Consider the following 16057-nt stretch of genomic DNA (forward strand, 5'->3'; position numbering starts at 1 on the left):
ACGGGCCGTGCCGTGTGAGGGAGGAGAGCCGGGTGTTCGACCTGCGCCGTTCGGACGTGGTGTTGCTGCAGGCGGTGGCGGACCACGGCAGTCTGCACGCGGTCGAACGGGACGGCTGGATGACGCAGTCGTCCGCCAGCCGCCGGCTCGTCAAACTCGAACGCCGGCTGCGCACCCTGCTGGTGACCCGCGGCGCGACCGGCACCGAGCCCACCGAGGCCGGGCACGCCCTGCTGCACGTCGGACGGCGGCTGCTGGCCGCGATCGACTTCGCCGTAGCCACCACCCACCACCAGGCCGACGACACGGCGAGCCGGCTGCCCGTGGTGGAGTTCGCGGTGGGGACGGAGTGGGCGCCCGGCCTCGACCGGCATCTCGCCGGACGCTTCCCCGATCTGGTGTTCGACGTCGTGCCCGACGACAGCCACCGGGTCTGGCAGCGCTTCGAGCGGTACGCCGCCGACGCCGCGCTCGGCTGGGAGACGGCCCGGCGGCCGGTCGCGCGGCGCGGCGGTGTCCTGGTCAGGACCGTCGCCGAGGAGCCCCAGCAGGTCGCCCTGCCGCTCGGGCATCCGCTCGCCGGGCGGGACATCCTGGATCTGCGCGATCTCACCCGTACGGAGTGGGTGGCCGTGGTCGGCGGCGACTCCGGCGACGACCAGAGCTGGGCGCTGTCCCGGCTCAGCCCGGTTCCGCCGGTCAGTTTCACGGTGCGCTCCCAGGGCGCGGCCCTCGATCTGGTGCGCCGGGGGTACGGCATCGCGCTGGTCTCCCCCTCGGCCCGCGCGGGGGCCGCCACACCGGATGTGGTGCTGCGTCCGCTGCGGCAGAAGTTCGTGCGCAGACTGCGGCTGGCCGTCGACCCGCTGGCGATCCCGGGGCCGCTCGCCGAGGAGCTGTACGCGTGGCTGCGCGGGCGATACGCGCCGAGGACGACGGCGGCCGGCGGCGCGGGGGGCGGCCTGGAGGGCTTGGAGGGTGCGGGGGGCGTCTCGCCTTACGGTTCGGATGCCCCGGACCGTACTCAACCCTCCTTCTCCCCTGGCCTCTTCACGGGCGGCGAGAAGGGTTCCGGCCCGGCCGCCGCCGGCGGGTGCGCGACGGCGCCGCCCCCGCCGGTCCTCCTCTCCGAGCTGCACTGGTCGGCGGCGGACCGGGCGGCGGGCTTCGAGCCCGAGCATCTGCACCTGCTCCGGGTGATCGGCCGGACCGGCAGCCTCAACCAGGCGTCCTCGGCACTACTGGTCACCCAGCCCGCGCTGACCCGCCGGATCCACCGGCTGGAAGCCAGCTGCGGGCTGCCGCTGGTGCACACCACGGCCCGGGGCACCTCGCTGTCGGCCGCCGCCCGGCGGCTGCTGGCCTGTACGGGGCCGGCCGAGCACCGGCTCGACGCTCTGGTGGGCGATCTGCGCACGGGCGAGCGCGCTCCCGGATCCGCTCCCGGATCCGTTTCCGCGTACCCCGTCGACGGACCGGCCGCCGCCGGGGGTGGGAGCGGCCGGTCCGTCGACGGGGGCGCGGCCGGACGGCCGGCCCGTTCCCCGGTCAGTGCCCGGACGGCGCCCCGCTGAGATACGCGTGGACGGCCCGGCGTCCGGCGGGTGCCAGCAGGTCCGCCAGGGCGAGGGCCGTCTCCCGGGGTGCGCTGTGGTGGACCCCGGCCATCCCGAGCTCCCGGGCGGCCCGGATGTTGCGTCCGAGGTCGTCCACCAGGACGCACCCGCCGAGCGGACAATCCAGCAGCCGGGCGGTGTGCCGGAAGATCTCCGGCTCCGGCTTGCGCAGGCCCACCTCGCAGGAGATCACGACCGTGTCGAACAGCCCGTCCCAGCCCCGCCGGTCGTAGGTGTGACCCCAGGAGTTGGACAGCAAGGCGACCTTCAGGCCCGCGCCGCGCAGGGCCCGCAGCAGGCCCGTCATGGCGGGTTCCTCGGTGAACGGCGCGAACATCCGCTCCACCAGGCCCTTCGCGTCGGGGTGAGAGCCGTCGGGCCGGCGGACCAGCGCGGCCAGCGTCTCCTCGAACACGGCCACCGGGAGCTCGCCGCGCTCCACTTGGCGAAACCGCGGCGCGGCCGGATCGCCGGACGGGGCGCCCGGGCCCAGCAGCCGTCCCAGGGCCGCGTGGAACTCCTCGGCGTCCACCCCTTCGTCGGCGGCCCAGGCGGCGATACCGTCGGCGAAGGACGGGGTGAGGACACCGCCCCAGTCGACGACGATCCCCGACACCTCTGTCATCGTTCCCCCTGGTCCTCGTGGTCGCGTCCCTGGGCCCGCGCCCAGCCGCCAAGTCCCTCGGGCCCGCGTGCGACCCCGGGTTCGAGGCCGTTCTCGCAGTGGGTGCCGTCGCTCGCGTTCGGCGGCGCCGGAACAGGGGCGGGGGGCGGGCGACTTCGTTCGTACGGTTCCAGAGTGCCCGCTTCAACCGGGCCGCCGTAGCCCGTACTCGCCCATCCGCCCTATGCCATTTGCGGCGGGGGCCGACCCGTCCCCGTGGATACGTTGCCGCCGCCGTGAAGGGCGGCACATAGTCGAGCCGCACCGCATCGTGCGACAACAGGCTTACGCGTACCGGAGGGTGACTCGGATGCAGCTCGGTCGGCCGGTGGAAGAACTCGTCAGCGAACTGGACGAGCGTGGGTACATCCCACTCGACGATCTCGTCCCCGAACCGGTTCTGGAGATCATGCGGCGCGGCTGCGACGACCTGATCGGGCGGACCCGGGACATGCGCCGCAGCACCCTCGGCTGGCAGCTGGAGGCGAAGGGCGAGGGCGGCGGCTGGGCGGCCCGCGCGGCGGGACGCGACGGCATCCCCGGCAAGGCGCGGGTGGTGAGCTTCATCCACGAGCACTCCCCCGAACTGGCCAAGGTCCCCGAGCTGCTCCGGCTCAACGAGGACCTGGTGGAGCCGCTGCACGGGACGCGCGGGGACTTCTACAACGGCTATCTGTGGGCCAAGCCCTCCGAGGTCGGCTCGGAGAAGCCCTGGCACCAGGACGCGATCTTCCTCAAGGACGACTTCTACGAGAACTACGAGGACGTCTTCACCATCTGGATCGCCGTGGACGACGCCCGGGAGGACAACGGCTGTCTGCGCTTCCTGCCCGGCTCCCACCGCGGCCGCGTCCTGATGGAGCCGGAGGGCATCGACCACGACGACCTGTTCGCCTCTCCGCGCGAACCCCGCCTGGACATCGGGAAGTTGTGGCCCGATCTGGAGCCGGTCACCCTGCCCCGGCGGGCCGGCTCGGGCGTCCTCTTCGGCGCCTACACCGCACACTCCTCCTCCGCCAACACCACCATGGACCAGCGGCGCGGCGTCAGTTACGTCTACTCGCTGCCGCGCCGCAAGGCCACCGCGGCGGACGGCCGGTGACGGCCGCGGTCCCGGGGCGTCCCCTCGACACGGCCTCGCGGGTGCGCCGGGCACCGGAACTGCGCCCGGTCGACCCCTCGGTCCACACCGACACCGTCTGGGAACTCGCCCGCGCCCGGGACCTCGCGGCCCTGGGCCGGGTGGAGACCACCCGGGCGTGGATCGAGGGACGGCTCACGGCCCCCGGCGCGGATCCGGCGCGGGACGCCCGGCTGTGCCCGGGCCCCGGCGGCGAGGCGGTCGGCGCCGCGTGGGTCGGCCGTACCTCCGGAGTGGCCGGCTGGGTCGTCGAACTGGCCCTGGGACCGCGGGCCGCGCAGGCCGACGCGACCGCGCTGCTCGAATTCGCCGTCGCGCGCTGCCGCGCGTCGCTCGGCGGTGACGACGGCGCGGAGCGAGCGACGCTGTCCTGCTTCACCTCGGCCGGCGAGGACCTCGCCCGTACGACGCTGCGGGACCACGGCTTCGGTCTGCCCCGGGCGTACCACCGCATGGCGGTGGCGCTGGACGGCCCCCTCGCGGATCGGACCGGCGCGTCGGGGGTTCCGGGCTTTCCCGGCGTGCCGGTCGTTCCCGGCGCGGTGGTGCGCCCGCTGCGCGACGAGGCGGACCTGCGCGCCTTCCACCACGCGAAGAACCAGGCGTACGCCGCCGACGAGGCCGGCAAGGAGGAGGACTCCTTCGACTCCTGGGCGCGGTGGTACCGGTCCGACCCCGGAGTGGACCCGTCGCAGTGCGCACTGCTCGAACTCGACGGCCGTGTCGTGGGGTTCGTGAACGTGACCGACCGGATGCTGGAGAGCCGGGGAGTGGCGTACGTACGGCAGCTCGGCATCGATCCGTCGGCGCGCGGCCGGGGGCTGGGAGGCGTGCTGCTTGGGTGGGCGATGGGCGAGGCGCGGCGCCGGGGCCGGGCCGGGATGGTGCTCACCGTGGACGAGGAGAACGTCCGGGCCCGCGCGCTGTACCGGCGGCTCGGCTGGCGGGTGGAGTCCCGCTGGGACGACGTCCGGCGCACCGTCGCGCCTGCCGCGCCCGCCGCGCGGCGGCCATGACCGCTGAGGCCGCCGCGCCGGTGCCGCCCGGGTCAGTCCTTCCCGATGATGCGGCGCATCCGGGCCTGGGCCTCGCCCGCCCGAAACGCGCCGCGGTGCGACCCCTTGGCCTCGGCGCGGACGCGCTCCAGCCCTTCCACGAACGGCGCGTTCACCCGGGGCCGGGTGCCCTGGACGGCGGCCGGGGTGTACCCGGCGATGGTGCGGGCCAGTTCCACGGCGCGGTCGAGGACCTCCTCGGAGGGGCGCACCTCGTGGAGCAGTCCGTCCTGGAGCGCCTGGTCGGCCGGCCAGGCGTCGCAGGTGTACAGCATCCGCTGCATGACGGAGGCGCCGACGGTGTAACGCAGCATGAATCCGCCGAAGTTGCAGGCGATGCCGACCCGGAACTCCGGCATCACGAGACGGGCGGTGTCGGCCGCCACCCGGTAGTCGCAGCAGAGGGCGATCTGCAGGCCGATGCCGATGGCGTAACCGTCGATGGCGGCCACCACGGGCTTGGAGATGCCGGCGATCGCCGTGTAGAGGTCGGTGATGTCGTCGATCCAGTCGTTGACCTCGTCCCCGCCGGTGAACGCGGAGACCTCGTTGAAGTCCCCGCCCACGCCGAAGGACCGGCCGGAGCCGCCGTGGAGGACGACGGAGCGGACGGATTCGTCCTGGTCGATGTCGTGCATCAGCGCGGTCAGCTCCCGCATCCGGGCCCGGCTGAACGGATTCTGCTCATGCGCCCCGGAAAACTCGACGAGAACCACACCGTCGCCGATGCGCGAGCATCCGAGGGATTTGCTGACGTTTTCAGAAGACTGGAGCGGGACCGACATCGGCGTCCTCTCTTCTCACTCTTTCGGATTGCCTTAAGAACCCGATCGCCGACGCACACTAGGGGCGTCGCACAGGCCGGGTCAATAACTGTCGCACCCGACCGTCACACCACGCGAACATTCCCGACAAATTCGCCGCCCCAACCCCCATTTCCAGGGAATAGCGAGAGCCGGAAAAGAGCCAGGGAAGAGGATTCAAGCGAATGCGAGAAAATGATCTGCCGGTGCCGCTGACCATCGTTCTCGGCACCGGGCGCTGCGGATCGACGATGCTGTCCGACCTGGTGAACCAGGACCCGGGAACCCTCAGCCTGAGCGAGTTCTTCGCCTGCCTCGACCCCGGCGCCTTCCCCGACGGCACGCTGGACGGACCGGCCTTCTGGAAACTCCTCGGCGCACCGCGGCTGAAACCGAACCTTCTCCTGAGCCGTGGGGTCGCGGTGCCGGAATACCGGTATCCGATCGGTCCGGGCCGTTATCCTGCCGGAAAAGTTCCCGCGCTGAGTCTGATGACCCTTCCGCCGCTCACCGGGGATCCGGACGCGCTGCACGACCGAATACGGGACGAGGTCACCGGCTGGGCTCCGGCACCGGCGTCCCGGCAGTATCTGCGGCTCTTCTCGTGGTGGGCCTCGTCGACCGGACGGAAGGTGGTCGTCGAGCGTTCCGGGGCGTCATTGCGCTTCCTTCCGCAACTGCTCGCATATTTTCCCGGGGCGCGCTTCGTCCATATGTACCGGGACGGCGCGGACGCGGCGCTGTCGATGAGCCGCCATCCGCTGTTCCGGCTGGGGGTACTCATCGGCGACATGCGCGCGGAGCTGGGCGTGGACCCCTACCGCAGCCCCGACCCCCGGCACACGCGACAACTGCCTGAGCGGCTGCGCCCGTTCGCCCCCGACAGCCTGGACGCGACAGCGCTCGCGGACGCCGACATCCCGCTGGCCCGGTTCGGCGACATGTGGTCACGGGCCACGGGCGCGCTCCGGCACCTCGCGGACCTGCCGCCCGAACGGCTGCTGCACCTGTCCTACGACGCCGTGGTGGCCGATCCGGTGCCCCGGCTGACCGCGTTCGGCCGCTTCGCGGGCCTCGCCGAGCCCGACCGGTGGGCCGAGCGGGTCGCGGAACGGGTCGACCGCACACGACCGGGCGCCGCGTCCCGGCTCTCCGCCCGCCAGACGGAGGAACTCCGCCGGGCCTGCGCCCCCGGCACCCGCCGCCTCGCCGCACTCGTCGGCGAGACGGCGGACACGGCGGACACGGCTTCCTGACGGCGGACGCGGGGTCCTCACCCTTGGACGCCCGCGCCCCCGACGCCCGGCACCGGGTCAGTCCGACGTCGGCGGCTTGTGCGTGTCGAAGGCGAAGAGGGTGTTCTTGGCGGCGGCCACCACCACCGCGCGACCCACCACGGTCACGCGCGGGCTCGCGCCCTGCTCGCCCGTGAAGCCGTCGGCCTGTGGGTCCGTGCTCCACAGGGGCGTGCCGTCGTGGGGTGACAGCGCGACCACCCGGCCGGTGGCCGAGCTGAAATACACCGCGTCCGCTCCCGCGACGGGACCCGACGCGCCCTCCACACCGGTCTGCCGCGCCCACTTCCGCCGGCCGGTCGCGGGATCGAGCGCGGTGACGAGACCGGTCTGCCCGCTGACGTAGACGGTGTCGCCCGCCATGCCGGGCGTCCCGGCATACGTCTTGGCCAGACGGGAGTACGCGACCTTCCCCGAGGCCGGATCGAACCGGGCCACCCCGTCGTACCCCGCGAACGCCGGCCCCTCCCTACGCTCCTGGAGGAGGACGAGCCTGCCCTCGGTGACGCCCATCGGCACGGCGTGGCCGTCGACCGCGACGGCCTCGCCGAGCTTCCCCGAGGCGCGGTCGATCTCGTACAGCGTGGAGTGCCGCACCTCCAGCGCGTCCAGCTCCGTGTTCGTCGCGCACATCGCGTAGAGCCGCGGGCTCACGGCGACGGGAGCGCACTGCGTGCCTACGGGGAACGGCGTCGTCCAGGCGACCTCGCCGCTGTGCGCGTTCCGGGCCTCCAAGCGGGAGTTGGCGGCGTCGACCGTCAGGACGAGGGAGCCGGTCACCAGGGCGTCCTGGTTGCGGCCGGTGACGGCCAGCGACTGGGCGCCGGACGGCACGGACCACAGCTCCCGGCCGCTGCCGGCGTCGAGGGCCACCACCTCGATCGGCGGACCGCTCGGGGCGTCCTGGTCGGCGAAGCGGTAACCGACCACGGTGTCGTCGGTGGCACCCGCCAGGTGCATGCCCTGGACAGGGACACCCGGACTCTTCACCGTCCACGTCCGCGAACCGTCCCGGACCCGGACCCGGGTGGCGACGACCCCGCCGCCCCCGCAGAACAGCGCGTCGCCGTGGGTGACGCAGCGCAGCTCGTCGGGGATGTCCGCGCGGCCTCCCCGTACGGTCGCCCGCCACGCCCGGAAGCCCTCCGGCAGCGCGGGTCCGCGCGCCGCGACGCCGGCACCCTTGCCGCCGTCGCGTACACCGCTGTCCGCCCCGAGGCCGCCGGCCCGCAGCGCGGCGACCCCGCCGCCGATCGCCGCCACCGCGACCGCGGCGGCGAGGACGGGACGCCACCGGCGGCGCGGACGGCGTCCGGCGGAAATGCCGCCAGGGATGTCCGCGGCGATACCGGAGCCCACCACGCCTGAGCCGGCCGGCGCGTCCGGTGTCACGACGGCCGGGGCCGAGGAAGCCGGAGCGGCCGAAGTGGCCGGAGTAGCCGAAGTAGCCGGTGGGACCGGTGTATCCGGAGTGGCGACGTAATGCTGGGTGACCACGTCACGGGTGGGGTGACCGGCTCCCTCCCCGTTCCCCCGCGCCGCGCTCCCACCGAGGTCGGACGGCAGATCCCGCAGCAGCACGAGGAGCGCGTCGGCGGTGGGGCGCCCCTCGGGGTCCTTGTCCAGGCAGGACTCGACGACGGCCCGCAGGGGCCCCGGCACGGCACCGAGCGAGGGCTCCTCGTGCACCACCTGGTACGCCGTCATGTACGGGCTGTCCGCGTCGAAGGGCCCGCGGCCGGTCGCCGCGTACACCAGCAGCGTTCCCAGCGAGAAGACGTCGGACCGCGGCCCCACGCCGCGCGGCGCCTTCAGCTGCTCGGGCGACATGAAGGGCGGCGTACCGATGACCCGGCCGGTCATCGTCAGCGTCTCCTGGTCCACGGCGCGCGAGATACCGAAGTCGATGACGCGCGGCCCCTCGGGCGAGAGCACGACGTTCGAGGGCTTCAGGTCGCGGTGGACGACGCCCACCCGGTGGATGTCGCGCAGCGCCTCCGCGAGGCCGATGGCGAGGCGGCGCAACTCCGCCCCGTCCAGCGGCCCCTGCGCGGTGATGCGCTCGGCGAGTGTGAGTCCCTCGATGTAGGTCGTCGCCATCCAGGGCTGCTCGGCCTCGGGTGCCGCGTCGACCACGGCGGCGGTGAACGCGCCGCTCACCCGTCGCGCCGCCGCCACCTCCTGACGGAACCGGATACGGAACTCGTCGTCCCCCGCGAAGTGCTGGTGGATGAGTTTGATCGCGACGGACCGCCCCGAACTCGTACGGGCCAGGAAGACCGTACCCATGCCACCCGAACCGAGCCGTGCCTCCAGCGGATAGCCGCCGATCTCGGCTGGGTCACCTGCGCGCAGCGACACTCTTCCCGACCTCCCGTCCCCCGTGCACCTCTGCCGCCACGGGCCCGCGTACCTGTCCTGCGCACAAACTAGCCGCAGGCCGGTCGGGCGGCGCGAAGCGGGTGACGAACCGGAAGTCTCACCTCCGCCGCTTCACGCGTGTCCTCCCCCGCGTCCTCATGCACGTCCTCGGGTACGTTCTCACGCGCACCGCCCCCGCACGTCACCATGCGCGCCGCCACGAGTGTCGCCCCGCACGCCGTACAGTCCGGTGTTCCCCCGGAACCAGGTACGGTACGCCCGGAGTCAGGCCGCGAAACCGGCCGCGAGGACGTCCAGCCGGGCGAGCAGGGTGTCCGTGAGCGAGTGGTCGCCGCCGGCGGCCAGCCAGCGGCCCACCGCGGTCACATACGCGTCGGCGATCAGATCGGCGACGGCTTCGGCGTCGGCGTCCCGGCGGATCTCACCGGCCGCCTGGCCCCGTTCGACGGTGGCCAGGATCGCGTGCGGTGTCGCGGTCCCGGAGGCGAAGACGGCCTGGAGCACTCCGCCGTCGAACAGCCCCTTAGCCAGCGCGTACTCCTCGGCCATCAGGTCCGACAGCTCCCGCAGCACGTCCGCGAGGGCCTGGGCGGCGGGCCGTCCGGCGGCCGTGTCCGCCGCCGCCCGCTGATCCATCAGCGCGTGTCGCCGCTCGATCCAGGCGGCGACGAAGTCCTCTTTCCGGCGGAAGTGGTTGAAGGCCGTCTGCCGCCCCACGTCCGCGCGCGCGGCGATGTGGTCGTACGTGGTGCCCGCGTACCCCTGGGTGGCGAACAGTTCGAGTGCCGCCGTCAACAGGCGTTCCCGGGTCGCGATACGGCGCTGTTCGCGGCGGTCCGGCCCACCGCGCGGTGTCGTCGAGGTCACCTCGCGAGTGTACTTGAATACTTCATGGTACTGGAGTACACCTGGTGGTCCGCGATACTCCACACGTACACCCTCACGAGGAGTCAAGTGATGGTCGTGCCCTACACCCTCGGCCTGCACGCGATCGCGACGGACACCTACGCCTACCTCCAGCCGGACGGCTCGCTCGGCCTGAGCAACGCCGGGCTGATCGCCTCGGGTGACGAGGCGCTGCTCGTGGACACCCTGTTCACCGTCCCGTCGACCCGGGCCATGCTCGGCGCCGTGGCCCGGAGCCTGCCCGGCGTCACCGTCACCACGCTCGTCAACACCCACAGCGACGGCGACCACTGGTGGGGCAACCAGCTGCTCCCGGACGCCGAGATCGTCGCCTCCGAAGCCGCCGCGACCGCCATGCGCGATGACCGTTTGCACGAACTGCTCGCCGATCCAGGCGACTCACGGCTCCCTCGGATCGTCGACGACCTGCGGAAGACCTTCGACTTCGGCGGCATCACCCCGACCCTGCCGAACCGCACCTTCAGTGGCGAACTGGAACTGGCCGTGGGGCGGCGGACGGTCCGGCTGATCGAGGTCCCGGCCGCCCACACCCGGGGCGACGTCCTGGTCCATGTCCCGGACGTCGGTGTGCTGTTCACCGGCGACCTGCTGTTCGTCGGCGGCCATCCCGTGATCCACAGCGGCCCGATCGGCAACTGGATCGCGGTCTGCGCACGTGTCCTCGGCCTGGACGACGTGACGACGGTCGTCCCCGGACACGGCCCCGTCTCGGGCACAGCGGAGGTCCGCCGCTTCCGCTCCTACCTGGAACGGGTACGCGACCACGCCACCCGCGCCCACCGGGCCGGCCTGCCCGTGCTGCGAGCCGCCCGGGAGACGGACCTGACCGGCTTCACGGACCTCGCCGACCCCGAGCGGCTGATCCTCAACATCGGCGCCGTTTACCGCGAACTGAACGGCGACGGCACCCCGGCCGAGGAGGAACTCTTCCCTCTCCTCGACCAGTGGCTCGACCACCGGGGCGACCCGGTGCCGCCTCCCGGAACGTAGCACCGCGCCGACCGGCCCACGCCTGTCGGCCGCCCGGCACCTGTCCGCCCGGCCTGTCCACCCCCGGCCCACCGGAAAGTCCCCACGCCCGCCGGACCACGGGAACGGGTCGCGCAGCCGCGCAGTCAGCCGCCGGGCTCCTGGCGGTGCACTCGCGGCCGGATCGGCCGTTCGGTGAACGAGAGAGCAGAGAAAGCGAGTTGGCGGCTCAATGAGGTCGGTCGGCTTGATCGCACGGCCTCGGTGGCGAGGGATGCGCCGGCCTCATCGTCGCCCCCTCCCGACCCCGCCCCGACCCGCCCCGCCCGGCCCGACCCCCGCCCCGAAGGGTGGCCACGAGCCCTGGGTCCCACCCCCATCTCATGATCGCCGGGAGCATCCCGGCGAAGCCGGACCGCGGGACCGCCCGAACGCGGAACGCCGCGAATATTCCTCCCCTCACCTCCTTTCACCCGTTCATCCGACGCCTTTCTCGCACCAATCCTCCGAACGTATGACTGCATGGGAAGCTGATTGCCTCACAACTCATCATCCGCTTAATGTGCCTCTTGATTCCAACGGGGCAATCCGTGCCGCCAATAGGAAAGGGAGTCCACGCGTGCCGAACGCCGTGAAAAGTCAGAAATTCAACATGCTCTTCGACTGGTTCGACCAGGGAAACGACGGCCAGCTGACGCATGACGACCTCCAGGCGATGGGCGACCTGTTCGCCGCCCTCGCCGCCGAGGACGACCACGCGAATGCCTCCGCCATGCGCGACGCCTTCGAGAAGTGGTGGCAACTGCTGCTCGCCCACGGCGACGCCGACGGGGACGGGAAGATCTCCCGTCCGGAGTTCCTCACCGTCATGGAGGCCAACGTCACCGCCCCCGAGCACTTCGAAGGGGCCGTCCTGGCGATCGCGGACGCCCTGATGCGCGCACTGGACACCAACGGCGACGGAGTGCTGAGCCACGACGAGTACGTGCGCATGTACGACGCCCTCGGGGTTCCGCCCAAGCATTCCAAGGACGCGTTCAAGCGGCTCGACCGGGACGGCAACGGAGAGATCAGCCACGAGGAATTCCGGCAGGCCATCACCGAGTTCTATCTGAGCGACAACATGGACGCGCCGGGCAACTGGCTGATCGGCCCCCTCCACGAACCCGCCTGAGCGCATTCCGGCACCGCACGGAAAGCGGGACAATCGCGGTGGAAATCCGGTGCCTCGCCTCCGGGTCTCCACCGCCACGGGAGGCCGGCATCGAGGAACTCATGACCAGTCAGTTCGACCCATTGCCCGACCTCTACGACGACTTCACCGCCACCCCGTTCCGCAGATTCCTGGAGACGCCCAGCGTGCTGGACGTGGTCGGCGATCTCCGCGGCGCCGCCGTCCTCGACCTGGGCTGCGGATCCGGCGCCTACACCCGGCTCGTCCGGCGGAACGGAGCCGCCCGCGCGACCGGCCTCGACGTCTCACCCGGGATGATCGGCCACGCCCGGGCCCGGGAGACCGCCGCGCCGCTCGGCATCGACTACATCCTCGGCGGCGAACTCCCCGACGAACTGGCGGGCACCTTCGACCTGGTGCTGGGGGTGTACGTCCTGCCGTACGCGAGAACCCGCGCCGAACTCCGGCAGTTGTGCGCCACCGCCGCGCGCGCCCTGCGCCCGGGCGGGCGCTTCGTGACCCTGCCCGTCCATCCCGGCTACCGGCCCGGCGCCGTCTCCTACGCCCGTTACGGCTTCACGCTCACGGCCACCACACCCCCGTCCGACGGCTCCCCGGTCCGGCTGCGCCTCCGCTTCGGCGGTCACGACCGGGCCGTCACCGCCCGGTACTGGAGCAGAACCCTCCTGGAGAGCACGCTCCGGGACACCGGCTTCGACCCTCCCCGGTGGAACGACCCCCGGGTGGACGACGCGGGCATCACCGCGCACGGCAGCACGTACTGGCACGACTATCTCGCCCACCCCCACACCGCGATCATCGACTGCCGGAAAACGGAGGGCGGCGGATAGCGGACAGACGGGCATCGAAGGACAGGACGGTCGGCGACAGGGGCCTGGATGGCACCCCAATTCCCTTACGGGCAAGCCGACTTCAACAGACCGCGCGCGGAGCCTCTCGCCGAGCCGCGTATCCGCCCCGGCCACCGCACACGAGAGGGCCCACGATGGTGAGCACCGTCTGCGGGCAACAGACCCCGCGCACCGGCGACACCGCCGTACGGATCTCCGTGCGGACCACCGGCTCCGTCGCCGCCGTCGCACCACGGCAGTGGGACGCGCTCGTGGGACCGGACAACTTCTACAACAGTCACCGCCGGCTGCGCGCCCTGGAACTCACTCACGGGGACACGGCCGTCGTGACCGCGTCCGGTGACGGCCGGCTGCTCGGCGCCCTGCCCACCTGGCCCGGCGAACGCGACGCACCGCTGTTCCGGCTGCCCGACCTGTTCCCGGGGCCGGCCGGCTCCTGGCCCGACGGCTATCTATGGCTGGGCGCCCGGCGCTCGGTGTACAACGAACTGCTCTGCGTACGGGGCCCGTTGCGGACCCCCACCCTCACGGCGCTCATGCGGGGCGCGCTCGCCACGGCCCGGTCGCGGGGCGCGGCCGGACTGGTCCTGCCCTATCCGACCGGGCGCGACGCGGCGGAGCTGGCCCGCACCCACCCCCGGGCACGGGTCCTGCTGCACGACGCGGACGCCAACCTCCCCGTACCGCAAGGCGGGTTCGCCACGCACCTGGCCCGGATGCGCCACGGCGACCGCACCCGGCGCCGCGCGGAACTGCGCGCCTGCGAGCGGGCCGGGACCGTCGTCCGCCGGCTGCCCCTGACCGAGGAGGCGATCCCCGTCGCCGCGGACCTGATCACCCAGAACCGCGCCCGCTACGGCGGCACCGCGGACCCGGCTGGATGCGGCGTTCCTTCGCCGCGCAGCACCGTTCCGGCGCACTCGGCCAGGCCGTCGGCTGCTTCGGGTTCCGGGACGGCCGGCCGGTGGCCGTCACCGTCTGCTACACCCACCACGACCGGCTCTACGCCCGCTACTTCGGCTTCGATTACCGCCAAGCCCAACCTGTCGGCGAATACTTCGTGCTCTCGTACTATGCCCCGCTCGACTGCGCCGCCTCCTGTGGCCTGCCCCAGTTACGGCTGGCCGTCTCGGCCTGGCGGCACACGGGAGGTGGCGGAGCACCACCGGAGCTACTACGCGCTCAACTTCCCCGACGAGGAGACCCGAAGCGCGTGGCGCCTGCCCGAGGACGGCTTTCGCGGCACGGGCGCACGGCGGTTCTACGTGGTGGAGGTGGCGCGCTGGTGGCTCCTGGACATCGACCGCCGGCTCGTCGACAAGCACGACCAGCGGATCGCGGTACCCCTCGACGCCCTCGCCTCCGGGTGAGACCGACCGCGCCGAATGCGCGGGGGGCGGCGACGGCACCGGTGTGGTGCCATCGCCGCCCCCGCGCACGATCCGTCCCGGCGCGTTCGGACCTCTTCCGATCCGATGGTCCGACGATCAGGCCCCGCGCCGGACCCGCGCGGCCTTGCGGGCCTCGGCGAGCTTGCGGGCCTCGGCGGACCGGCGGGATTCGCCACCGGCAGGCCGTCCCGGGCGGCTGCCGAGTCCCCGGAAGGGGGCGTTCTCCTGCTTCGGACGCTGCGCGGCCGGCGCGCCGCCGACGGGGACGCCGGAGGGCGTACGGGCGCCGGTGATACGGCTCAGTTCGGCCTCGCCGGAGCGGACCTGGGTGATCCGCGGCCTGATGCCCGCGTCGGACATGAGGCGGATCACGTCCTTGCGCTGGTGGGGCAGGATCAGCGTGACGACGCTGCCGGACTCGCCCGCGCGGGCGGTGCGGCCGCCGCGGTGCAGATAGTCCTTGTGGTCGGTGGGCGGGTCGACGTTGACGACGAGGTCGAGATCGTCGACGTGGATGCCCCGGGCGGCGACGTTGGTGGCCACCAGCGTGGTGATGTCGCCGTTCTTGAACCGCTCCAGGGTGTGGGTGCGCTGGGGCTGCGACTTCCCGCCGTGCAGCGCGGCGGCCTTCACGCCGCTGCCCATCAGGTGCCGGGTGAACTGGTCGACGGCGTGCTTGGTGTCCAGGAACATGATCACGCGGCCCTCGCGGGCGGCGATCTCGGTGGCCGTGGCGTACTTGTCGGCGCTGTGAACCTGGAGCACGTGGTGTTCCATCGTGGTGACCGAGTGCGCCGAGGGGTCGACCGAGTGGACGACGGGGTCGTGGAGATAGCGCTCGACGACCAGGTCGATGTTGCGGTCCAGCGTGGCCGAGAACAGCATGCGCTGGCCGTCGGGACGCACCTGGTCGAGCAGTTCGGTGACCTGCGGCAGGAAGCCCATGTCCGCCATCTGGTCGGCCTCGTCCAGGACGGTGATCCGCACCCGGTCCAGTCGGCAGTCCTTGCGCTCGACGAGGTCCGTGAGGCGCCCGGGCGTCGCGACGACCACCTCGGCCCCGGCCCGCAGCTCGCCGGCCTGCCGGCCGATCGACATGCCGCCGACCACGGTCGCCAGTCGCAGCTTCAGTGCCCGCGCGTACGGGGTGAGCTCGTCGGTGACCTGCTGGGCCAGTTCGCGCGTGGGAACGAGGATCAGGGCCAGCGGCTTGCGCGCCTCGGCCCGCCGTCCGGCCGTACGGACGAGGAGCGCCAGACCGAAGGCGAGCGTCTTGCCCGAGCCGGTACGGCCGCGGCCCAGGACATCGCGCCCCGCGAGGGAGTTCGGCAGGGTGGCGGCCTGGATCGGGAACGGCTCGTTCAGACCGCGTCCGGTGAGCGTCTCCAGTACCGCGGCCGGCATGTCCAGTTCACCGAAGGACGCGACGGCGGGCAGGGCCGGGGTGACGGTGACCGGCGCCGCGAATTCCTCCTGCGAGACGGAGGGACGGCGCCCCGCGCCATCCTCCTCCGAAGCGGCGGCGGGGGCTATCCCGCTCTGCGGGGGGAAACGATCGTCCGTACGGTCTGAACGGCTCATGCAGAACCTTCCTCGGGCGGGGCACGCTGCGAGGAATTCCCGGCCGGGAGAGCCGGATGAATTGCAAGAACGAGCCGGATAAAAGAACGGAAGAAGAATGAAAGGAGAACGGAAGAGAATGTACCTGGAACGCGAAACAAAAGGCTGGGGCCCATGAAGAGCGCCCCAGCCACCCGACGGCGCGATG

At 72.5% G+C, this 16057-nt stretch carries 13 protein-coding genes; 8 read left to right on the forward strand and 5 right to left on the reverse strand.

All coding sequences use genetic code 11. From position 1 onward, the window contains the following. The first annotated feature begins 32 nt into the window (after positions 1-32). Positions 33-1574, forward strand: a complete 1542-nt coding sequence (locus ACGFRB_RS05425) for a LysR family transcriptional regulator (RefSeq protein WP_393239314.1) — start codon at positions 33-35, stop codon at positions 1572-1574. Here ACGFRB_RS05425 and ACGFRB_RS05430 read toward each other — a convergent pair. Next, positions 1549-2241, reverse strand: coding sequence for an HAD family hydrolase (locus tag ACGFRB_RS05430; protein WP_393239317.1), 693 nt, complete (start codon positions 2239-2241; stop codon positions 1549-1551). The two genes, ACGFRB_RS05425 and ACGFRB_RS05430, sit on opposite strands and share 26 nt — an antisense overlap. 349 nt (positions 2242-2590) lie before the next feature. Between ACGFRB_RS05430 and ACGFRB_RS05435 the strand changes: the two genes are divergently transcribed. Next, positions 2591-3382 (forward strand): phytanoyl-CoA dioxygenase family protein, encoded by a 792-nt coding sequence (locus ACGFRB_RS05435; RefSeq protein WP_393239319.1) that lies wholly within the window; start codon positions 2591-2593, stop codon positions 3380-3382. Next, positions 3379-4437, forward strand: coding sequence for a GNAT family N-acetyltransferase (locus ACGFRB_RS05440; protein WP_393239322.1), 1059 nt, complete (start codon positions 3379-3381; stop codon positions 4435-4437). The genes ACGFRB_RS05435 and ACGFRB_RS05440 overlap by 4 nt, the downstream gene beginning before the upstream one ends. Before the next feature lie 32 nt (positions 4438-4469). Here ACGFRB_RS05440 and ACGFRB_RS05445 read toward each other — a convergent pair whose 3' ends face one another. Beyond that, positions 4470-5261, reverse strand: a complete 792-nt coding sequence (locus ACGFRB_RS05445; RefSeq protein ID WP_361233409.1) for an enoyl-CoA hydratase/isomerase family protein — start codon at positions 5259-5261, stop codon at positions 4470-4472. A 203-nt stretch (positions 5262-5464) separates the two neighbouring features. On the opposite strand from ACGFRB_RS05445, the gene ACGFRB_RS05450 reads away from it, so the two are divergent. Continuing rightward, positions 5465-6535 (forward strand): hypothetical protein, encoded by a 1071-nt coding sequence (locus tag ACGFRB_RS05450; RefSeq protein WP_393239327.1) that lies wholly within the window; start codon positions 5465-5467, stop codon positions 6533-6535. A 57-nt stretch (positions 6536-6592) separates the two neighbouring features. On the opposite strand, the gene ACGFRB_RS05455 is transcribed toward ACGFRB_RS05450, so the two are convergent. Further along, a complete protein-coding gene (locus ACGFRB_RS05455; RefSeq protein WP_393239330.1) occupies positions 6593-8935 on the reverse strand; it encodes a PQQ-binding-like beta-propeller repeat protein in 2343 nt (780 codons plus the stop codon). A 285-nt stretch (positions 8936-9220) separates the two neighbouring features. Then, entirely contained in the window at positions 9221-9823 is a 603-nt protein-coding gene (locus ACGFRB_RS05460) for a TetR/AcrR family transcriptional regulator (RefSeq protein WP_393239334.1), read from the reverse strand. A 90-nt stretch (positions 9824-9913) separates the two neighbouring features. On the opposite strand from ACGFRB_RS05460, the gene ACGFRB_RS05465 reads away from it, so the two are divergent. The 4 genes from ACGFRB_RS05465 to ACGFRB_RS05480 all read left to right on the forward strand — a co-directional run bounded on the left by ACGFRB_RS05465 (position 9914) and on the right by ACGFRB_RS05480 (position 14268). Then, complete coding sequence (locus ACGFRB_RS05465) at positions 9914-10873, forward strand: MBL fold metallo-hydrolase (protein ID WP_393239337.1); 960 nt, start codon at positions 9914-9916, stop codon at positions 10871-10873. Between the two features lie 598 nt (positions 10874-11471). Further along, complete coding sequence (locus ACGFRB_RS05470) at positions 11472-12026, forward strand: EF-hand domain-containing protein (RefSeq protein ID WP_393239340.1); 555 nt, start codon at positions 11472-11474, stop codon at positions 12024-12026. 101 nt (positions 12027-12127) lie between these two features. Then, positions 12128-12877, forward strand: coding sequence for a class I SAM-dependent methyltransferase (locus tag ACGFRB_RS05475; protein WP_393239343.1), 750 nt, complete (start codon positions 12128-12130; stop codon positions 12875-12877). A 155-nt stretch (positions 12878-13032) separates the two neighbouring features. Beyond that, complete coding sequence (locus tag ACGFRB_RS05480) at positions 13033-14268, forward strand: hypothetical protein (RefSeq protein WP_393239346.1); 1236 nt, start codon at positions 13033-13035, stop codon at positions 14266-14268. A gap of 117 nt (positions 14269-14385) precedes the next feature. Here ACGFRB_RS05480 and ACGFRB_RS05485 read toward each other — a convergent pair whose 3' ends face one another. Then, entirely contained in the window at positions 14386-15870 is a 1485-nt protein-coding gene (locus ACGFRB_RS05485) for a DEAD/DEAH box helicase (protein WP_393239349.1), read from the reverse strand. Between the last annotated feature and the right edge of the window lie 187 nt (positions 15871-16057).

Source organism: Streptomyces sp. NPDC048718 (assembly GCF_043198875.1).
GTDB lineage: Bacteria > Actinomycetota > Actinomycetes > Streptomycetales > Streptomycetaceae > Streptomyces.